This window comes from Actinomyces johnsonii (genome assembly GCF_006546835.1).
Taxonomy (GTDB): Bacteria; Actinomycetota; Actinomycetes; order Actinomycetales; family Actinomycetaceae; genus Actinomyces; species Actinomyces johnsonii.
Map to the genome: position 1 here is coordinate 190,266 of NZ_VICB01000003.1, position 19,134 is coordinate 209,399.

The following is a 19,134-nucleotide window of genomic DNA, read 5'->3' on the forward strand; positions in this document are numbered from 1 at the left end:
GCGCGCTCCCGCGCGGAGCCGGCGACCAGGGCCCATCCCGCTCCCGGACGCTCCGGGATTCCCCCAAGGAGAACACATGATGCTGACCCGCCGGACGCTTGGCCTGACCGCCCTAGGGCTGGCCGCCTCGGCCACGCTGGCCGCCTGCTCGTCGAAGTCCCAGGATGAGGCCACGGAGGAGGGGAAGATGGCGCTCATCGTCTCCGACGCCGGCGAGGCCGCCTCGGAGGAACTGGTCAAGGCGGTGGAGGCGTTCACCAAGGAGACCAAGGTGGAGGTGGATGTCAAGACCGTCTCTGACATCTCCCAGGAGCTCGCCCGTGGAATCAGCTCCAGCCCGACCGTCGACGTCGTCGTCCTCAACCCGGCGCAGCTGTCCAGCTACGCCGGCTCCCTACACACCTGGGACAAGGACTCGCCCGCCGTGAAGGACGCCCACCCCGCCCTGCTGACGAGTGCCACCAGGCAGGACAAGCTCAACGCGGCGCCCAGGGACGTCTCCACGCTCGCCCTGTTCATCAACACCTCGCTGTGGCAGGCGGCAGGGCTGAGCGAGTCGAACTATCCGACCACCTGGGAGCAGCTCGACCAGGTGGCCGCCGCGCTCACCTCCGGAGGCGTCGTCGGCCTGACCCTGGACGCCTCCTACGAGCGCGCGGGCGCCTTCATGATCCAGGGCGGTGGGGGATTGACCAGCGCCGACGGCACGCAGGCGACCGCCTCCTCCGAGGGGTCGGTCGCGGGGTTGACCGAGGTCAAGAACCTCCTGTCCTCCGGCTCGGCCGCCTGGGGCTCAGACCTGCCCGCCGGCTCGGCCGCGGACGCCTTCGGCCAAGGGCAGGCCGCCATGGTGGTGGAGTCGGAGACCATGGTGAAGACCCTGGCCGATGCCTACTCGGGCGTCTCCTACACGGTTGTCGAGCTGCCGGCCGGCAGCGGCGGCAAGGGGACCCTGCAGTTCCCCACCTTCTACGGCGTGGTCGAGGCCTCCAAGCACAAGGCCGACGCCATCAAGCTCGTGGAGTACCTCACCGGCGCCGAGCGGCAGGTGGCCCTGGCCAGCGCTGCGGGCACGGTGCCTGCAGGCCGGTCAGCCGGTGAGACCTGGAAGGGCAAGCACGCCGACCAGGCCGCCTTCCTGGCCGGCGTCGAGTACTCCCAGGCCGTGCCGTCCATGTCCGGGGTCTCCGACATCATCGCCAACTTCGATAACGAGCTGCCGGGGCTGGCCGCGGGCGACCCCGCAAGCATCCTGGGCGGTGCCCAGGTGAACCTGCAGGCCATCTTGTCCTGAGTCCTGATGCCGCGGGGCGGCGCCGGCGGACAACGTCGGGGCCGCCCTGAGGGGACAGGCAAAGAGTGGAGGAGCGAGGGACCTCACCGAGACATCCTTCATGCCACCGTCCGCGCCCCCTCACCTTCGCTCTGCACCAAGTCGGTGCGGTCGGGCACCGGATAGTCATGCGTATTCACGACGCAACCGTCATTGACGAACTCGTCGGTGGCGCATCCGTCGAGCAGGTCGTCGTTCTCATGCTCGAGGGGTAGCGGTAAGAACTCGCAAGCGCCGTACCTTACGTGACAGGCCCTAGCCTGCCCGGAAGCCCTCGCCTCCTATTGCTCAGTCGTGATGACGGCTTCGTGGTGGACTGGGAAGTTCACTGATCGGGCGATGAAGCAGTACTCGGCGGCTCGGTCGTGCAGTGCGGCTGCACGCTCAGGATCATTGCCGGGAGCAATGGTCACTGTGGGGCGAAGGGTTGCTGAAGTGAATTCCCCAGTTCCGCCTGGATGCTCGACCATGATGCCGGTAGGGGTGTCTGAGTAGGCGGTGACGGTGACGCCCGCGTCTGCTGCGAGGTGGAGGTACCACAGCATATGGCACTGCGAGAGTGAGGTGAGTAGAAGCTGTTCCGGGTTCCACCTGTAAGCGTCCCCTCGGAACGCAGGATCTGCCGATCCGTGGATCACCGGCAGGTCGGCGGTGGTTCCCCGGACATCATGGTTGCGCGAGTAGGTGCGGTATCCAGACGTGCCCGTACCCAGGTTGCCTGTCCACTCCACGCATACAGAATATTCGTGATCTGTCACACAAAAAGTATAGAGACGGGCCGCTAAGCCGTCCAGGGGTGGCGAATCGGTGGGTAAGGGTGTCTGGGTCGGTTTGACAAGGATGGCGTATCGCTGGGGTGGGGCGGGCCCCGTTGTGACGATGAGTGGTGCTTAATCAATCCCTCGTCCCGAGGAGCCCGCACTGATGTCATCTCCACCGCGGTCAGCCTGGAACAGTAAGAACGTCACTCCGGACACCTCCCAGTCAGGCTAAGCCACGAATCTCTGTGTCCAGAGTGACGTGCAGATGGAGCGGGTGACGGGAATCGAACCCGCGCTGTCAGCTTGGGAAGCTGAAGTTCTACCATTGAACTACACCCGCGTGGCATCTGAGGACGTGCGTCCTAGGTGCGTGCGGAAGTCTAACCCAGACCCCGGCCATGTGCGCAAATCGATCTCAAGGGTGCTTCCCGCACTGGGTCGGCGATGTCTCCCCCCGTTACACTCGCAGGTGTTCCCCACCCGTATCGACGTTTGTGGTGAGTCCATGTCCTATCCGACCAATCCCTACGATCCCACGGGATCCCAGCCGGATATGCCGGCGCTGCCCGCGGGCTCCTCCGCGGGGGAGTACCCGGGCGGTGAATATCCAGGCGGTCAGTACCCGCCGAACGCCGGCTGGTTCGACAACGGCGCCCAGCCGGGAAACGGCCCGCAGGATGGCTACGGCCCTCAACCGGCTTACGGGCCCGGGTACCCCGGGTACGGTGCGCCGCCCGGATACGGTCCCTACCCCGGGTACGGCCCGCCGGCCTACCCGGGCAAGTCCAAGGTGGCCGCCGGCATCCTGGCGCTGTTCCTCGGAACTTTCGGGATCCACAACTTCTATCTCGGATACACGAACAAGGGGCTTATTCAACTCCTGGGCTCGTTCCTCAGCTGCGGATTTCTGGCTGTTCCGATTGCGATCTGGGCCTTCATCGAAGGGATTCTCATCCTGACGGCCCGCCCGGGCGATCCGCCGTGGGGCGTCGACGCCACCGGCGTACCGCTGAGCGGCTGAAGGCCGGCGACGACCCGTCTGCCCACTCGGATCCGGCCCGCCGCCGCTCGGTGCCTGGACGGCTCGAGGGCATGTGACTCTCCGCCAGTTGCTCTTTCGCCCTGCTAACCTGGCACAATCGGGCCCGTGCTGCTCTCAGACCGCGATATCCGCACCGAGCTCGACGCGGGCCGGGTTGTCCTGGACCCCTACGACCCCGAGATGATTCAGCCGGCCTCGATCGACGTGCGCCTGGACCGCTGGTTCCGGCTCTTCGACAACCACCGCTACCCGGTCATCGATCCGGCCGCCGATCAGGAGGGACTCACTCACCTGATCGACGTCGGGGCCGACGATCCCTTCGTCCTGCACCCCGGCGAGTTCGTCCTGGGCGCCTCCTACGAGCGCATCACCCTGCCCGACGACGTCGCAGCCCGTCTGGAGGGCAAGTCGAGCCTGGGGCGCCTGGGACTGCTGACCCACTCCACCGCCGGATTCATCGACCCCGGCTTCACCGGGCACGTCACCTTGGAGCTGTCCAACACGGCCACCATGCCCATCAAGCTCTGGCCGGGTATGAAGGTGGGGCAGCTGTGCTTCTTCCGCCTGTCCAGCCCCGCCCAGGCCCCCTACGGCTCGGGCGCCACCGGCTCGCGCTACCAGGGGCAGCGCGGACCGACGGCCTCACGCTCCCACCAGTCCTTCCACCGCACCCGTATCCCCGATGCCCCGACGATCCCCGCCGACGGCACCGGCCCCGCCCCCCAGGAGAAGCACGTATGAGCGACTCGACCGACCTCGCCGTCTCACTGCCCGCCGACACCGGCACCTTCACGGCCTCCTCCATGCTTCCGGTCGGCTTGCTGGACACCAACCACGTCCTGCTCCTGGCCGACGACGTCGCCCCCGATGAGGTCGAGGCCCTGGCCCTGTCCCAGGACCTCCAGGCCGGCTGGGTGGGGGTCTCCAGCCTGCAACTCTTCCCGGGGGCATCCCTACTGGGGCCCTGGCAGGTCGACGCCGAGATGCGGGGCCTCATCGGGGCACCGGAGTGGACCACGCAGCTGATGATCCTGGACTGCCCCCGCATCCGTGCCGGCGCCCTGCCGCCGGAGCTGGCCGGCCTGGACCCGCTCTCGGACGCCTTCCCTAAGGGGCAGCCCACGGGAGCGGAACTGGTGGCCCTCACGCGCCTGCGCGCCATCGCCCGGCGCCTGGCCGGTGCGCTGCGGCTCATCCCCGGAGGGGACGGGGAGGCCCCGGTCCTGTTCGAGCCCAGCCCCGAGGTCTCCGCCTCCTTGACGGTCTACGCACCGGTATGGCTCGGCCCGGAGGACCTGGTGGCCGTCCTGCGGCCCGTGGCCCCCGATCTCACCACCGCCCTGGAGGCTGTCCAGCCCAGGGGCGCCGTCGGACTGGACGCCATCGATCCGGAGCAGCTGGAGCAGCTCGTCGAGCGCATCGGCCCGGAGGTCTTCGAGAAGGCCTGGCGTGGATCGGAGAAGGTTCGCCAGGACATGATGCGCCAGGAGATCGTCGCCGCCGCCACCGGCAACGTCATCGAGGAACTGCGTGACGGCTACGCGGTCGTGACACCGGTCGATCCCGAGCACGAGGGCTGGGGACGCATCGAGGTGCGCGCCGGAGCCACCGACGGGCTGCCGCTGGCCGTGCGCGGCGAGCCGTGGGCGCGCGGGGCGGTCCTGTCCTACGACCTGCGCTGGATCCCCAAGGATCAGGCCGACGCCTATTCCGAGGTGGTCTCCCGCTCCCGGCGCCGCGAGCGTCAGACGGCCCGGGACCTGGTCGAGGAACTCGCCACCGTCCTGGTCTCCGCCGTCTCCGGGGTGGCCGTGGACGACGACGGCTTCCTCGTCTCCCTGGGCGAGGAAGCCCAGGAGGCCTGAGAGGTCTCGCCAGGAAGCGGTGCGGGCGCCGCACGGCCCGTGGAATGGACGTCGTCGTGGGGGGGGCCGACCAAGCGGATTGGGAACTGCGTTTTCCGTCCGGAACGTACTTCTCCCGCAGACGACTGAGGCCGTACTCCAGTTGTCTGCAGGAAAACGCAGTCCTCGTGGGAAAAGTACGTCCCCGATCAGGGCTGGCGCAGCGCGACCACGCCTGGTCTGCTGGTCCTTGTTCCGAGCGGGCCAGCGTGGCACGACGGCTCGTCCCGGGCTGCAGGATTGGAACAAGACCTATAGCTCAACCATCATTCGCAGTCCGGGCGCCTACTGACGTGACCCCGAAGACTCGGGTTCGGGCCGGGCCCGCTCGGTGCCGGGTGTGGTACGGGCCGTCAGCCGCTCAGCGCCGGTCTGCGCCCGCCGGGCGTCCCAGTGCCAGCCGGTGAAGCGCCGGGCCTCGATCAGGGCCCGCACCCAGGCCACCGGCTCCTCGCCCCGCTGCGCCCCCACCGACAGGTAGTGGCGCAGGAGTCCGGCTGCGGCTAGGGCGTCGTCCAGCGCGTTGTGGTGACGGCCGATCTCCACCCCCGCCACCTCGCAGCAGGTGGTCAGTCGACGCGACGGCGTCGTCATGAAATAGCGCGCCCATTCCATCGTGCACACCCGCGGCACCCGCGCGCCGCGGTCCAGCAGCCCCCGCTTCCCCAGAGCCTGGGTGAGGAAGCCGACGTCGAAGCGGGCGTTGTGGGCCACGACCGCCCGCCCAGCCAGGTCGGCCACGAGCAGGTCGGCGACGTCGTCGAGGCCGGGCGCCCCGATGAGCTCCTCGGCGACGAGGCCGTGAATGTGGGTGGGGCCGACGTCCACCCCCGCACCGGGATCGATGAGGGTGGACCAGCTGCGCTCGACCTGCCCGGCGGCGTCGGTGAGCACGAGCGCGATCTCCAGGATCGAGTCGGTCGTGGGGGACAGGCCCGTGGTCTCTAGATCGACCACGGCGTAGCCGACGCCGGCGGCCTCGGCCCGCTCGGCGGGGGTGGGAGCGGGCGCCGCCTGGCCGGGAGCGACGGGGGAACGGGGGCGCAGCGGGCCGCGGTCGGCGGGAGGGCGGTGGTAGAAGGGCATCGTCCCCGATCCTCTCGCGAGCGGGTGCGATTCGCAGACTTATGGCGCCGGGGTGTCCGTGAGCCCCGGGTGCCCTGCCCTAGGCCGCCCGGTACCGCCAACAAGACAGCGTAGCGGGCAGTCCTGGGGGCGTAGGGTACGAGCGCGCGGGGTGCGACCTCCCGCGTTGAGGCACGATCCCGGCAAGGAGGAGTGATGACGACCCCGGACACCTCTCAGGCGGATGCCGTCACCCTGCCGGCCCTTTCCGCCTTTCCCTTCCCGACCGCGCTCGTGGTCACCGGCGCCCCCGCGGCCGACGGCGGAGTGCTTATCGAGGCCGGGGACGTCGACGAGGTCTTCCCCTTCGCCTCGGTCACCAAGCCGATCGTGGCCTGGTCCGCGCTGGTCGCCGTCGACCGGGGCCTGCTGAACCTGGACGCCCCCGCAGGCGCCCCCGCTCCCGACGGGGCGACCATTGCCCACCTGTTGTCCCACTCCTCGGGGATCGCACCCGACTCCGACGAGCGCCTGGCCGCCCCGGGCACGCGCCGCATCTACTCCAACCGCGGTATCGAGATCCTGGGGGACAGGCTCCAGGAGGCCACCGGTACGCCCCTGGAGACCTGGGTGGAGACCACGGTGCTCGAGCCCCTGGGAATGGCCAGTGTCCTCATCCCGGGCTCGCCCGCTCACTCCGGGGAGGGCTGCGCCCGCGACCTATCGCTGTTCGCCCGCGAACTGGCCGCGCCGAGGCTCGTCTCGCCCGCACTCGCGGAGCGAGCCTGCGCACCGGTCCTGCCCAGTCTCGACGGCGTCCTGCCGGGCTACGGGCGCCAGGCCCCCAACCCCTTCGGCCTGGGGGTGGAGGTGCGCGGAGCCAAATCCCCGCACTGGACCGGAGCGGATAACAGTCCGTCGACCTTCGGACACTTCGGCCAGTCCGGCTCCTTCATATGGGTGGATCCGGTCGCCGAGCGCCAGGCCGTTTTCCTGGGAGCCGAGCCTTTCGGGACGGTTCACCGCAGGATGTGGCCCGTGCTGGGCGACCAGATCCTGGCCATGTAGGCCGTGTAGGTCATGTAGGGAAGGCGCGCCGGTTACGGCCGCCTGTGCATCACTCGGCCTTGACGTTGAAGATGACGCCGGTGGTGTGCAGACCCATGGACGGCATGAGCTGCATCCGGTCCAGGGGCGTGAGAGTGATCTTCAGGGCGTTGACGTTCGCGACATCGACGTCGAAGGCGTGCGCGTCGTTGAAGGGAACATTGACCGTGTCGATCTCCTTGCCGTCGGCGAAGATCTGGACCTTGACGGTGAGGTCGGAGCTCTTGGAGTCATTGGCCTGACCGGCGTTGAACGTGACCTTCTGGAATTTATTGGCCAGGCGCAGCTCGATCTCGCCATTGTGCTGCCAGTCGAGGTCGGTGCCGATCCCCATGACGCCGGTGGATGAGGCGACGTCGTACTGCTTCTCGTTCCAGCTGCTCGCCGACGACGGCTGCTGAAAGTCCGAGAGCCTGAGCTCTCGTCCCTTGGTGTTCTCCGGGGTGAGGCCGTTCGTTCCGGAGCTCGCCGAGGCCGAGGGGTCGCCTGAAGCGGTGGCGGAGGCCGTATCGGTGGCGCTGGCCGTGGCGGAGGCCGACGCCGATGCCGACGCTGATGCGGTGGCGCTGGGAGTGGCCGACGGGGAGGCGGCTGCAGTCGTCGCCGGAGCCGAGGAGGAGGGGGATGAGGAGGAGAACGGCAGGCTGCCGCAGGCGGTCAGGGACAGGGCGGTGATGGGAAGAAGGGCGATGGCGATTCGACGCGCGGGAGATGGTTTCGAAGAACTCATGACGCCAGAATAGCGATATCAGTAGACGGGTCTCGATGATTCTGGAAACTGAATACTGCGACGAAGTGGGGCGATCCTATTTTGACCGATTGAGGGAATATGTTTTCAGACCCCCGTTCGTCGTTGCTGTTGTTCACGAATGCGGGCGCAGTAGAGTGTTCCTCCGTTTCTTTGGGTTGTCCTCGAGGTTTCGTCGGCAGGTCGTACGGCCTCTGCGGGGCTTCAGTCTTATGCGGTCGGGCCCTACGCGGCTCTCCGCGTTGAGTGATACGACGATGCATGCGCCGTTCTTCGCGAGACGTCCACATCCATAGGAGGATTGCTGAGGCCTCGCCGATGAGACCGCGCCGTCAGCGGTGCCCGTCGGCGCCCTCGACCTCGACGATGACGGGGACGTGGTCGGAGGCGCCCTTGCCCTTGCGCTCATCGCGGTCGATAGCCGCGCCGGTGACCCGGCTCGCCAGGGCCGGCGAGGCGTAGACGAAGTCGATGCGCATGCCCTCGTTCCTCGGAAAGCGCAGCTTCTGATAGTCCCAGTAGGTGTAGTTGGCGACCCGCTCACGAGTGACCTCGTGCATGCCCGCCTCGGCGAAGGCGGCGAAGGCCTCCCGCTCCGGCGCCGAGACGTGGGTGGCCCCCTCGAAGACGCTCATGTCCCACACGTCCTCGTCCCTCGGCGCTACGTTCCAATCGCCCACGAGCGCCAGCGGCAGGTCGGGTTCGGCCTCCAGCCAGGAGGCGACGTCCTCGCGCAGGATCCGCAGCCAGTCGAGCTTGTAGGTGTAGTGCGGGTGGGTGAGTTCGCGGCCGTTGGGCACGTACAGGCTCCACAGCCGCACCGGCGTCGCATCCGACGCCGCACCCACCGTCGCCCCGAGTGCCCGGGCCTCGACGACCGGTTCGCTCCCGGGCTTGGCCGCCCAGCCGGGCTGGCCCGGGAAGGAGGTATCGATGTCATCGAGTCCCACGCGCGAGGCGATCGCCACCCCGTTCCACTGGTTGAGGCCGTGGATGGCCAACTCATAGCCGGCAGCCTCGAAGGGCTCGACCGGGAACTGGTCGGGGCGGCACTTGATCTCCTGCATCGCCAGGGCGTCGATGTTCTCGCGCTCCAGGAAGGCCAGGACGCGGTCGACGCGGGTGCGGATGGAGTTGACGTTCCAGGTGGCCAGACGCATGGCAGCAGGGTAACCGGCGGCAGGGCGGGTTCCCATTGATCACTCAGTAAGCATCCTTAATCTGCCGTCATGGGAACAGCGCTTGTCACCGGGGCCACGAGCGGCCTCGGCCTTGAGTTCGCCTGGCAGCTGGCTCAGGCGCGTCATGACCTCGTCCTCGTTGCGCGCACCCCCGAGCGCCTGCGGCAGGTGGCTGAGGAGATGCGGCAGTTCGCCGGCGTCCAGGTGGAGGTCCTGCAGGCCGACCTGTCCGAGCGCGATGAGCTCGAGCTCGTCGCCGAGCGTCTGCGCGAGCCAAGCAAACCCGTAGGGCTCCTGGTCAACAACGCCGGCTTCGGACTGGGGCAGCGCTTCGTCGGGGGAGACCTGGCCCGCGAGGAGCAGGCCCTCGACGTCATGGTCCGGGCGGTCATGGTGGCCTCCCACGCGGCGGCCGACGCCATGGTGCGGCGCGGACGCGGCGCCATCCTCAACGTCTCCTCCGTTGCTGCGCACAATGTCGTAGGTACCTACTCGGCCCACAAAGCCTGGGTGCTCCGGTTCACCGAGGGGCTGGCCGTCGAGCTCGCAGGCACCGGCGTGACCGCCACGGCGCTGTGTCCGGGGCTGGTCCACACCGGCTTCCACGCGGCGGCCGGCATCGATGAGACCCAGTGGAAGGACTTGCTGTGGCTGGACGCCGAGCGCGTGGTCAGTGACGGACTCACTGCGGTGCGCCGCGGCCAGGTCATCTGTACCCCGAGCCTGCGCTACCGCAGTGCCAACGCCATACTGCGACTGGCACCCCGCTGGCTCGTGCGCCGAATGGCCGGTGACCTTGAGCGTTCCGGCCGGGACGCTCAGTAGAGTCGGCGAGCTTTCCGGAGAATCGCCCAGGGCTGAGGGCCTCCGCTGGTCAGGAGGGCCGCGACCTGCAACGATCGCACCATGGCTTCCATTACCTTCCACGGAGACCCCGTCAGCACCGTCGGCGAGCTGCCCGCTGTGGGCTCGACCGCGCCCGCCTTCGAGCTCGTGGGCGCCGATCTCGCCCCGGTGACCAGTCAGTCCCTGGCCGGCCGCCGCGTGGTCCTCAACATCTTCCCCTCGGTGGACACCGGGGTGTGCGCCGCCTCCGTGCGGCAGTTCAACAAGCTCGCCTCCGAGCTGGACAACACGACCGTGGTCTGCGTCTCCGCCGACCTGCCCTTCGCCGGCTCCCGCTTCTGCGGCGCCGAGGGCCTCACCAACGTGGTGACCGGCTCGACCTTCCGCTCCTCTTTCGGTGCCGACTACGGCGCCACCCTGGTCGACGGCCCGCTGGCCGGCCTGCTGTCGCGCGCCGTCGTGGTCCTCGACGAGTCCGGCACGGTCATCTACACCGAGCAGGTCCCTGAGGTCGGCCAGGAGCCCGACTACGACGCCGCTGTGGCTGCCCTGTCCTGACCTTCTCGCATCGAGAGCCACCCAGAGCCCGCCCCTCCGCAGAGCGCGGATGAGGGCGGGCTCTTCATCTCAGCGGGTGTCCACCCGGCGCGCGAGTCCTCGTGCCCACTACCATCGGAGTCGTGAGCACCAACGATTCCCACATCGCCCGTCTGGCCGAGCTCGTCAACGAGCTGTCCGTCGTCCGAGGCAAGGTCACCCTCGCCTCTGGCCTCGAGTCCGATTTCTACGTGGACATGCGCCGCGCCACGCTCCATCACGAGGCCGCCCCCCTCATCGGCCACGTCATGCTCGACATGCTGGAGGAGGCGGGCCTGGGCACCGACGACATCGACGCCGTCGGCGGTCTGACCATGGGGGCCGACCCCGTGGCCGCCGCCATGCTGCACGCCGCCGCCTCGCGCGGCCTGGACCTGGACGCCTTCGTCGTGCGCAAGGCCGCCAAGGACCACGGCATGCGCCGTCGCATCGAGGGCCCCGACGTCGCCGGGCGCTCCGTGGTGGTCTTGGAGGACACCTCCACCACCGGCGGCTCCCCGCTGGAGGCTGTCGAGGCCCTGCGCGAGGCGGGCGCCGATGTGCGCGCCGTAGCCGTCATCGTCGACCGGGCCACTGGCGCGCGCGAACGCATCGAGGCCGCCGGCCTGCCCTACTACGCGGCGCTTGGCCTGGCCGACCTCGGCCTGGAGTGAGCATCCGACGGCGCCCGCCGGCATCCGCCCGCCGGGGCGAGGACTCTGATCGCATGGATCAGCCCGTCGACCTGCCTGAGGGGGAGCACCGGCCCGTGGCGCCCGCTCGGGCTGCGGCACCTTCCCCTGAACGCTCGGCGGCCCCCGGGGCTTCCGCACCGAGTCCGGAAGAGGACCGGCCGGCCGATGTCCGCCAGATCGGCGTCGGCCCCTGGCCCGGCGGCCCCGAGGCCTGGCCCGCTGACCCCCGCTACGACCGCGAGCTGCTCGCGGGAGGCGACCGGCGCAACGTCGTCGACCGCTACCGCTACTGGACCATCGCGGCGATCCGCGCCGACCTGGCCGCCCGCGCCCACCGGCTGCACATCGCCATCGAGAACGTCAGCCAGGACCTCAATATCGGCTCGATCGTGCGCAGTGCCAACGCCTTCAACGTCGCCGGAGTCCACATCATCGGCCGACGCCGCTGGAACAAGCGCGGCGCCATGGTCACCAACCGCTACCTGGACGTGCGCCACCACCCCGAGCCCGGCGAGTTGCTCTCCTGGGCGGCCGCTGAGGGCTATGAAGTCATTGGTATCGACAACGGCCCTGGGGCGCGGCCCCTGGAGACCGCCGTGCTTCCCGAGCGCTGCCTCATGGTCTTCGGCTCCGAGGGCGAGGGCATCAGCTCCGAGCTGAGCGCCGGCTGCTCCCGCCTGCTGCGTATCGGCCAGTACGGCTCCACCCGCTCCATCAACGTGGCTGCCGCAGCTGCCGTTGCCATGCACACCTGGATCCTCCAGCACGCGGGCCCCGCCCCGGACTGAGCCTCAGTTGCGAGCCTCTTCCATGGGTGGCCGGGGCTCCGGCGCCGGCACCGCCTCCAAGCGGCCCGGCCCTGTCCGGGACCATGATCCGGTTCACGTGGGTCCGAATTCGTGGAACAATCGGCCTCGCACCACTGACTCATACAGAAATCAGGAGGCACCCAGTGGCCATTGCAACCCCGGAGTCCTACGCCGACATGCTTGACCGCGCGAAGGCCGGCAAGTACGCCATCCCCGCGATCAACGTCACCTCGTCCCAGACTCTGTCCGCCGCCCTCAAGGGCTTCGCCGACGCCGAGTCCGACGGCATCGTCCAGATCTCCAACGGTGGTGCCGCCTACTGGTCCGGGTCCTCGCGCCTCGACCGCGTCAAGGGCTCGATCGCCTTCACCGCCTACGCCCGCGCCGTGGGCGACCTCTACCCCGTCACCATCGGTCTGCACACCGACCACTGCCCCAAGAAGCTCCTGGCCGACTGGATCCACCCGCTCATGGAGATCGAGGCCGAGCAGGTCAAGAACGGTGAGCTGCCGATGTTCAACTCCCACATGTGGGACGGCTCCGCCGAGGCCCTCGACGACAACATCGAGATCGCTGTCGACATGCTCAAGCGCTCCAAGGCCGCCAACGTCATCCTCGAGATCGAGATCGGCGCCGTGGGCGGCGAGGAGGACGGTATCAAGGGCGAGGAGAACGCCAACCTCTACACCACCGCCGACGACGCCTGGAAGGCCATCGAGGCCCTCGGCCTGGGCGAGAACGGCCGTTACATCACCGCCCTGACCTTCGGTAACGTGCACGGCTCCTACAAGCCCGGCCACGTCAAGCTCCGCCCGGAGATCCTCGGCGAGATTCAGGACGATGTGGCCAAGCGCCTCGGCGACCGCCTGTCCTCCAAGGTCGGCGACAAGAACTCGCCCTTCGACCTGGTTATGCACGGCGGCTCCGGCTCCACCGACGAGGAGATCGCCACCGCGGTGCGTAACGGCGTCATCAAGATGAACGTCGACACCGACACCCAGTACGCCTACACCCGCCCGGTCGCCGGCTGGATGTACACCAACTACGAGGGCGTCCTCAAGATCGACGGCGAGGTCGGCAACAAGAAGCAGTACGACCCGCGCGCCTGGGGCAAGGCCGCCGAGGAGGGCATGGCCGCCCGCGTCGTCGAGGCCTGCGAGCGCCTCGGCTCCGTCGGCTCCGCCCGCAAGTGAGCCCTCGCCCCGTTCAGGGGGCGAGCGGTTGAACGGCTGAGCAGCAGTCCGCTGTCGTGGCCCCGGCACCATCGAGGTGCCGGGGCCACGTCGCGTCTGCGCGAGCGGGTGGAAAAGAGCCCTCGAGATAGGGAAATACCCGGTCGGTTACATTCTTGCAAAGCAGGGCGGAGATGGGAGTGTGTGCGAAATGGGGTGCAAGACTCCCGGAATAGCAGGGAAAACAGACTAAAGGTTGATTGTCGTAGAAGGAGACCCAGGTCACTGATTGCAAACCTTGCAGCAATGGGGGCTGAAATGTGCCATGATTGGTCGTCGCCGCGAAGCCGACGGACCCACCGCCGGTGACACGGCAGTCGCACCTCGCGGACGCCTCGTCCGCACCTGTCCCATGCGTCCAAAGGAGGACCTCCAATGCGACTCATCTCCCGCCGCTCCATGCTGGGCGGAACCGCCGTGATCGCCGTCGCCGCGACCCTGGCGGCCTGCTCAAAGAGCTCGTCCGGCTCCGACGGTGATGGAGGCGTCTACTTCCTCAACTTCAAGCCCGAGTCGGAGCAGGCCTTCAAGGACATCGCGGCTGTCTACACGAAGAAGACCGGCGTGGCCGTCAAGGTCGTCACCGCCGCCTCCGGAACCTACGAGCAGACCTTGAAGTCCGAGGTCGCCAAGTCCAACCCGCCCACCCTGTTCAACCTCAACGGCCCCGTGGGCTACGGGAACTGGAAGGAGTACGCCTCCGACCTGTCCGACGCCGACTTCACCAAGCAGATGACGGATGAGTCCCTGGCTCTCAAGGGCGACGAGGGCAAGGTCGTAGGGGTGCCGCTGGCCATCGAGGGCTATGGCATCATCTACAACGCCGCCATTCTCAACAAGTACTTCGCCATGGAGGGCGCCAAGGCCACCGCCGTCGATCAGATCAAGGGTTTCGACAAGCTCAAGGAGGTCGTCGAGGACATGCAGGCCAAGAAGGCCGACCTCGGCATCGAGGGCGTCTTCGCTGCGACCTCCCTGTCCCCCGGTGAGGACTGGCGCTGGCAGACCCACCTGGCCAACTACCCCGTCTACTACGAGTATCGCGACGCCAAGGTCGACGACCTCACCGAGCTTAAACTGACCTACTCGGACAACTACAAACAGATCTTCGACCTCTACCTCAACAACTCCACGATCGCCCCCACCGAGGCCAGCGCCAAGACGGTCACCGACTCCATGGCCGACTTCGCCCTGGGCAAGGCCGCCATGGTCCAGAACGGGAACTGGGGCTGGTCGCAGATCTCCGAGGTCTCCGGCAACACGGTCAAGGCCGAGGACGTCCACTTCCTGCCGATCTACGTCGGCGTGTCCGGCGAGGACAAGAGCAACATCGCCATCGGAACCGAGAACTACCTGACGATCAACTCCCAGGCCTCCGATGACGCCCAGAAGGCCACCAAGGACTTCCTCACCTGGCTGTTCACCGACGCCGAGGGCTCCAAGCTCGCCGCCGAGAAGCTCAGCAACATCGCGCCCTACAAGGCCTACGCCGAGCTGGCCCCCTCCGACCCGCTGGGCAAGGAAGTCGCCGAGGCCATCGCCAACAAGGACCTCACCCCCGTCAAGTGGGTCTTCCCGACCTTCCCGAGCCAGGACTTCAAGGACCAGCTTGGCCAGCACCTGGCCCAGTACGCCTCCGGCAGCTCGGACTGGGCGAAGGTCAAGGACTTCTTCGTGACCGACTGGGCCTCCGAGAAGAAGTCGGCCAAGGAGGGCTGACGCCGTCGAGTCGCCCTAGTCCGTCAGCCCGCCCGAGTTCGTCGACGACGGCGCGACGGCGACTCATCTCCCCATCCCCCCTCCTGCCCGGGGCGGCGCGTCTGAGCCGATCGGTTCGTGTGTCGCCGCCCCGGCGGGAGCCCTCTGGTACCTGGCCGTCCCGGCGGGTACCGGTCGCACCTCGAGGCAGATATGACCAAGGCACTGAAAAAGTTCTTCCCAGTATTCGCGGGGCCGACCCTGTTGGCCTTCATGATCGCGTTCATCGTTCCCTTCTTTATGGGGCTCTATCTCTCCTTCACCAAGTTCAGCACCCTGACCAATGCGCGGTTCGTGGGCGTTGACAACTACGCCAGGGCCTTCAGTGAGAAGAGCCATTTCCTTCCGGCTCTGGGATTCACCGCTCTCGTATCGATCATCTCAATCGTCACAGTGAACCTGGGCGCCTTCGCCCTGGCCTACTTCCTGACCCGCAAGCTGCGCGGCACCAACTTCTTCCGCGCCGTCTTCTTCATGCCCAACCTCATCGGCGGCATCGTCCTGGGCTACACCTGGCAGGTCATGCTCAACGCGATCCTTCAGCGCTGGGGGCAGACCATCGTCAATGACTGGCGACTGGGCCTGGCCGGCCTGGTCTTGCTTGTCAACTGGCAGCTCATGGGCTACATGATGGTCATCTACATCGCCGGTCTGCAGAACGTGCCGCCTGAGCTCATCGAGGCCTCCCAGATCGACGGCGCCAGTCGGTGGCAGACACTGCGCAACGTGACACTGCCGATGATCATGCCCTCGATCACCATCTGCCTGTTCCTCACTCTGGCCAACACCTTCAAGATGTACGACCAGAACCTCGCCCTGACCAACGGGGCCCCGGCCAAGCAGACCCAGATGGCCGCACTCAGCATCGTCAACACGATGTACAAGAAGATCGGCCAGGAGGGCGTCGCCCAGGCCGAGGCCGTCATCTTCTTCCTCATCGTCGCCGCCATCGCGCTCATCCAGCTGCGCGCCACTCGTTCCAAGGAGGTCGACGCGTGAGCACCGCCGTCCAGACTCAAGTCCCCGGATCCGCAGCCCCGGCCCGCAAGGCGGGCCGGAAGACCGCCCGGCACACGCCCGGCCAGAACGCGCTTGTGGGAGTGCTGGGGATCCTAGCCCTCGTGTGGGTCATCCCCCTGGCCTTCATCCTCATCAACTCCTTCAAGGGCAAGTTCTACATCTCCGACAGCCCCTTTGCCCTGCCGACCCCCAAGACTTTCGCCGGCCTGGACAACTACGCCACCGGCCTGGCCCTGTCCGGGTTCGCCAGCGCCATGGGATGGTCGCTGTTCATCACGGTGGGCTCCGTCGTCGTCATCGTCTTCCTGACAGCGATGACCGCCTACTACATCACCCGCATCAAGACGTGGTGGACCTCGGCGATCTACTACGCCTTCGCCTTCTCCATGATCGCTCCCTTCCAGATGGTCATGTTCCCCACCGTCAAGGTGGCCGACATGCTCGGCCTGGCCACGCCCTGGGGCATGATCGTCCTCTACCTCGGCTTCGGGGGCGGACTGTCGGTCTTCCTGTTCGCCGGCTTCATCAAGTCGATCCCCATGGAGATCGAGGAGGCCGCCTACATGGACGGCTGCTCCCCGCTGCAGACCTACTTCAAGGTGGTCATGCCACTGCTCAGGCCGACGGCGGTCACCGTGGCGATCCTCAACGCCATGTGGGTGTGGAACGACTTCCTCCTGCCCAACCTCGTCATCGGCCAGGACGAGCGCTACAAGACGATCCCGATCGTCATCCAGTCGCTCGTCGGCTCCAACGGGAACCGCGACATGGGCGCCCAGATGGCCATGCTGGTCTTCGCCATCGTCCCGATCGTGGCCTTCTACCTCTTCGGGCAGAAGCACATCATCGAGGGCGTGGCCGCCGGAGCGGTCAAGGGCTGATGCCTTGAGGACAACTCCCGACTCGGGTGGTTCCCGACGCCCCGCCGCGGGCGTCGGGAACCACCCGTATCACTCCCACCCGCTACCGCACGAGCCCTGCACGAAGGAGAACCCGTGGCGCTGTTCCCCGGCCCCGACAGCCCGGCCTACCGGGCCTGGTCCGCAGCGGCCGACGTCGTCATCCTCAACGCCCTGACCCTGGCCGGTTGCCTGCCGGTGGTGACGGCCGGCGCTTCCCTGACTGCCTGCGCCCGCGTGGCCGGTGAGATGGCGGCCGACGACGACCCGGCCGTCGTCGCCACCTGGTGGCGCTCCTTCCGTCTCAACCTGCGTCAGTCCCTGGCCTGGTGGCTGCCTGTGCTCGGGCTGCTGGTGCTGGGCGTTTGGGAGTACCTGGTCCTTTTCGGCTCCTCTTCGGGAGACCGGCACGGTACCGTGAACGGCGCGGTGTCCGGACTGGTGCCGGCCGGGGGAGTACTCCTGGCCGCGATCCTCATCTGGCTGCCGGCGCTGGCGGCCTTCTTCGACGCGCCGATCACCCGGCACCTGTCCAACGCCGTGCGGCTGGCCGTAGGGCGTCTCGGGATCACGGCGCTCGCGCTGGTCATCGCGGCGGCACCGGTGATCGTCTTCTGGGCGCTGCCGGCCATGAGAGGCGCAGTCATCTGGTTCATGGTCCTCATCGGCCCGGCCTTCCAGATCTATCTCATCGCGCTGCTTCAGCGCCCCACGGTCGTGAAGCTCACGGCTTGCGCCCAGCAGTCATCCTGACCGGCGTCGCCTGGAACGGCCGGGAGACGGTTGCGGCGTGATGTGGCACGCCCGGCTCCGGTAGGCTAAAGGGTGGCGTGCCCGCCGGCACGCCGTCGCCGAAGCCAGGGAGCAGCCATGCCAGCCGTTGTCGTCGTCGGGACCCAGTGGGGGGACGAGGGAAAGGGCAAGGCGACTGACCAGCTCGGTCAGGACGTCGACTACGTCGTCAAGTTCAACGGCGGGAACAACGCCGGCCACACGGTGGTCATCGACGGGGAGAAATTTGCCTTCCACCTCCTGCCGGCCGGCGTGCTGACCCCCGGGGTGACCCCCATCATCGGCAACGGCGTCGTCGTCGATCTGGAGGTCCTCTTCAGCGAGATCGCCGAGATCGCCTCCCGTGGTAAGGATGCCTCCAGCCTCCTCATCAGCGCCAATGCCCACATCATTCCCTCCTACAACCGGATCCTGGACCGCACCACCGAGCGCTTCCTCGGCTCGCGCCAGCTGGGCACCACCGGCCGCGGGATCGGTCCCACTTACGCGGACAAGATGAACCGCGTGGGCATCCGCGTCCAGGACCTCTTCGACGAGTCGATCCTGCGTCAAAAGGTCCGCTCCGCCTTGGACCAGAAGAACAGCCTCTTCCTGAAGGTCTTCAACCGGGCCGCCATCGACGCCGACGCCGTCGCCGACGAGCTGCTCTCCTACGCCGAGCGGGTCCGCCCCATGGTCGTCGACTGCTCCCTGGTCCTCAACAGCGCCCTCGACCAGGGCAAGACCGTCCTGTTCGAGGCCGGCCAGGCCACGATGCTCGACATCGACCACGGCACCTACCCCTTCGTCACCTCCTCCAACCCCACCGCCGGCGGTGCCTGCACCGGCACCGGGGTGGGCCCCACCCGGATCGACTCGGTCGTCGGCGTCGTCAAGGCCTACACCACCCGCGTGGGGGAGGGCCCCTTCCCCACCGAGCTGCACGACGACGTGGGCGAGCGCCTGCGCTCCGAGGGCCGCGAGTACGGCGTCACCACCGGTCGGCCGCGCCGCTGCGGCTGGCACGACGCCGTCGTCACCCGCTACGCGGCCCGCGTCAACGGGCTCACCGACCTGGTTATGACCAAGCTCGACGTCCTCACCGGGCACGAGACCATCCCCGTGTGCGTCGCCTACGACATCGACGGCACCGTCACCCAGGAGATGCCGCTTACCCAGTCCGACTTCCACCACGCCGTCCCCGTCTACGAGGAGCTGCCCGGCTGGAGTGAGGACATCAGCAAGGTGCGCCGCTTCGCCGACCTGCCCCAGGCGGCCCAGGACTACGTGCTGCGCATCGAGGAGCTGGCCCGCTGCCGCATCTCCGCGATCGGTGTCGGGCCGGGCCGCGAGGCCACGATCTCGCGTCACTCCCTCATAGGCTGAC

General features: G+C 67.9%; 19 protein-coding genes and 1 tRNA gene. 15 read left to right on the forward strand and 5 right to left on the reverse strand.

Translation table 11 applies throughout. The features are described 5' to 3' along the window. The first annotated feature begins 76 nt into the window (after positions 1–76). Complete coding sequence (locus tag FK256_RS01520) at positions 77–1,294, forward strand: sugar ABC transporter substrate-binding protein (RefSeq protein ID WP_141423431.1); 1,218 nt, start codon at positions 77–79, stop codon at positions 1,292–1,294. Between the two features lie 320 nt (positions 1,295–1,614). Here FK256_RS01520 and FK256_RS01525 read toward each other — a convergent pair whose 3' ends face one another. Both FK256_RS01525 and FK256_RS01530 read right to left on the reverse strand, forming a co-directional pair. Continuing rightward, positions 1,615–2,064 (reverse strand): OsmC family protein, encoded by a 450-nt coding sequence (locus tag FK256_RS01525; protein ID WP_141423432.1) that lies wholly within the window; start codon positions 2,062–2,064, stop codon positions 1,615–1,617. A gap of 296 nt (positions 2,065–2,360) precedes the next feature. Next, positions 2,361–2,434, reverse strand: a tRNA-Gly gene (locus FK256_RS01530). A 165-nt stretch (positions 2,435–2,599) separates the two neighbouring features. On the opposite strand from FK256_RS01530, the gene FK256_RS01535 reads away from it, so the two are divergent. The 3 genes from FK256_RS01535 to FK256_RS01545 all read left to right on the forward strand — a co-directional run bounded on the left by FK256_RS01535 (position 2,600) and on the right by FK256_RS01545 (position 5,001). Continuing rightward, entirely contained in the window at positions 2,600–3,115 is a 516-nt protein-coding gene (locus FK256_RS01535) for a TM2 domain-containing protein (protein ID WP_141423433.1), read from the forward strand. Positions 3,116–3,241: 126 nt separating this feature from the next. Then, a complete protein-coding gene (gene dcd, locus FK256_RS01540; protein ID WP_021606802.1) occupies positions 3,242–3,877 on the forward strand; it encodes a dCTP deaminase in 636 nt (211 codons plus the stop codon). Then, complete coding sequence (locus tag FK256_RS01545) at positions 3,874–5,001, forward strand: hypothetical protein (protein ID WP_021608216.1); 1,128 nt, start codon at positions 3,874–3,876, stop codon at positions 4,999–5,001. The genes dcd and FK256_RS01545 overlap by 4 nt, the downstream gene beginning before the upstream one ends. Before the next feature lie 324 nt (positions 5,002–5,325). Here the strand turns inward: FK256_RS01545 and FK256_RS01555 are convergent, their stop codons facing one another. Beyond that, on the reverse strand, positions 5,326–6,126 hold the full coding sequence (locus tag FK256_RS01555) for a 3'-5' exonuclease (RefSeq protein ID WP_141423435.1): 801 nt from the start codon (positions 6,124–6,126) through the stop codon (positions 5,326–5,328). Positions 6,127–6,321: 195 nt separating this feature from the next. Between FK256_RS01555 and FK256_RS01560 the strand changes: the two genes are divergently transcribed. Continuing rightward, positions 6,322–7,173 carry a serine hydrolase domain-containing protein gene (locus FK256_RS01560; RefSeq protein WP_141423436.1) on the forward strand — a complete coding sequence of 284 codons (852 nt, stop codon included), beginning with the start codon at positions 6,322–6,324 and terminating at the stop codon, positions 7,171–7,173. Between the two features lie 49 nt (positions 7,174–7,222). On the opposite strand, the gene FK256_RS01565 is transcribed toward FK256_RS01560, so the two are convergent. Both FK256_RS01565 and FK256_RS01570 read right to left on the reverse strand, forming a co-directional pair. Beyond that, positions 7,223–7,942 (reverse strand): NPCBM/NEW2 domain-containing protein, encoded by a 720-nt coding sequence (locus FK256_RS01565; protein ID WP_009234399.1) that lies wholly within the window; start codon positions 7,940–7,942, stop codon positions 7,223–7,225. A gap of 350 nt (positions 7,943–8,292) precedes the next feature. Then, positions 8,293–9,120 (reverse strand): exodeoxyribonuclease III, encoded by an 828-nt coding sequence (locus FK256_RS01570; RefSeq protein ID WP_141423624.1) that lies wholly within the window; start codon positions 9,118–9,120, stop codon positions 8,293–8,295. Between the two features lie 69 nt (positions 9,121–9,189). Between FK256_RS01570 and FK256_RS01575 the strand changes: the two genes are divergently transcribed. The 10 genes from FK256_RS01575 to FK256_RS01620 all read left to right on the forward strand — a co-directional run bounded on the left by FK256_RS01575 (position 9,190) and on the right by FK256_RS01620 (position 19,133). After that, positions 9,190–9,966: an SDR family NAD(P)-dependent oxidoreductase gene (locus FK256_RS01575; RefSeq protein WP_021606809.1), complete on the forward strand. Its 777-nt coding sequence runs from the start codon at positions 9,190–9,192 to the stop codon at positions 9,964–9,966. An 81-nt stretch (positions 9,967–10,047) separates the two neighbouring features. Next, a complete protein-coding gene (tpx, locus tag FK256_RS01580; protein ID WP_021606810.1) occupies positions 10,048–10,545 on the forward strand; it encodes a thiol peroxidase in 498 nt (165 codons plus the stop codon). Positions 10,546–10,667: 122 nt separating this feature from the next. After that, positions 10,668–11,237 (forward strand): orotate phosphoribosyltransferase, encoded by a 570-nt coding sequence (gene pyrE / locus FK256_RS01585; protein ID WP_009234390.1) that lies wholly within the window; start codon positions 10,668–10,670, stop codon positions 11,235–11,237. Positions 11,238–11,290: 53 nt separating this feature from the next. Further along, entirely contained in the window at positions 11,291–12,046 is a 756-nt protein-coding gene (locus tag FK256_RS01590; RefSeq protein ID WP_141423437.1) for a TrmH family RNA methyltransferase, read from the forward strand. A 164-nt stretch (positions 12,047–12,210) separates the two neighbouring features. After that, entirely contained in the window at positions 12,211–13,260 is a 1,050-nt protein-coding gene (gene fbaA, locus FK256_RS01595) for a class II fructose-bisphosphate aldolase (RefSeq protein ID WP_021606816.1), read from the forward strand. Between the two features lie 414 nt (positions 13,261–13,674). Next, the gene (locus FK256_RS01600) at positions 13,675–15,018 is read left to right on the forward strand and encodes an ABC transporter substrate-binding protein (protein ID WP_141423438.1); all 1,344 of its coding nucleotides are present in this window, start codon (positions 13,675–13,677) and stop codon (positions 15,016–15,018) included. A gap of 192 nt (positions 15,019–15,210) precedes the next feature. Beyond that, positions 15,211–16,056 (forward strand): carbohydrate ABC transporter permease, encoded by an 846-nt coding sequence (locus FK256_RS01605; RefSeq protein ID WP_141423439.1) that lies wholly within the window; start codon positions 15,211–15,213, stop codon positions 16,054–16,056. Next, positions 16,053–16,958, forward strand: a complete 906-nt coding sequence (locus FK256_RS01610) for a carbohydrate ABC transporter permease (RefSeq protein WP_141423440.1) — start codon at positions 16,053–16,055, stop codon at positions 16,956–16,958. The genes FK256_RS01605 and FK256_RS01610 overlap by 4 nt, the downstream gene beginning before the upstream one ends. A 114-nt stretch (positions 16,959–17,072) precedes the next feature. Further along, on the forward strand, positions 17,073–17,729 hold the full coding sequence (locus FK256_RS01615) for a MusI family membrane protein (protein WP_021606819.1): 657 nt from the start codon (positions 17,073–17,075) through the stop codon (positions 17,727–17,729). 117 nt (positions 17,730–17,846) lie between these two features. Next, positions 17,847–19,133 carry an adenylosuccinate synthase gene (locus FK256_RS01620; RefSeq protein ID WP_141423441.1) on the forward strand — a complete coding sequence of 429 codons (1,287 nt, stop codon included), beginning with the start codon at positions 17,847–17,849 and terminating at the stop codon, positions 19,131–19,133. The last annotated feature ends 1 nt before the right edge of the window (position 19,134 follow it).

Coding starts and splice junctions, on each gene's coding strand:
- FK256_RS01520 (WP_141423431.1), top strand. CDS start 77: ATGATGCTGACCCGCCGGACGCTTGGCCTGACCGCCCTAGGGCTGGCC.
- FK256_RS01535 (WP_141423433.1), top strand. CDS start 2,600: ATGTCCTATCCGACCAATCCCTACGATCCCACGGGATCCCAGCCGGAT.
- FK256_RS01545 (WP_021608216.1), top strand. CDS start 3,874: ATGAGCGACTCGACCGACCTCGCCGTCTCACTGCCCGCCGACACCGGC.
- FK256_RS01555 (WP_141423435.1), bottom strand. CDS start 6,126: ATGCCCTTCTACCACCGCCCTCCCGCCGACCGCGGCCCGCTGCGCCCC.
- FK256_RS01560 (WP_141423436.1), top strand. CDS start 6,322: ATGACGACCCCGGACACCTCTCAGGCGGATGCCGTCACCCTGCCGGCC.
- FK256_RS01565 (WP_009234399.1), bottom strand. CDS start 7,942: ATGAGTTCTTCGAAACCATCTCCCGCGCGTCGAATCGCCATCGCCCTT.
- FK256_RS01570 (WP_141423624.1), bottom strand. CDS start 9,120: ATGCGTCTGGCCACCTGGAACGTCAACTCCATCCGCACCCGCGTCGAC.
- FK256_RS01575 (WP_021606809.1), top strand. CDS start 9,190: ATGGGAACAGCGCTTGTCACCGGGGCCACGAGCGGCCTCGGCCTTGAG.
- tpx (WP_021606810.1), top strand. CDS start 10,048: ATGGCTTCCATTACCTTCCACGGAGACCCCGTCAGCACCGTCGGCGAG.
- FK256_RS01590 (WP_141423437.1), top strand. CDS start 11,291: ATGGATCAGCCCGTCGACCTGCCTGAGGGGGAGCACCGGCCCGTGGCG.
- FK256_RS01600 (WP_141423438.1), top strand. CDS start 13,675: ATGCGACTCATCTCCCGCCGCTCCATGCTGGGCGGAACCGCCGTGATC.
- FK256_RS01605 (WP_141423439.1), top strand. CDS start 15,211: ATGACCAAGGCACTGAAAAAGTTCTTCCCAGTATTCGCGGGGCCGACC.
- FK256_RS01620 (WP_141423441.1), top strand. CDS start 17,847: ATGCCAGCCGTTGTCGTCGTCGGGACCCAGTGGGGGGACGAGGGAAAG.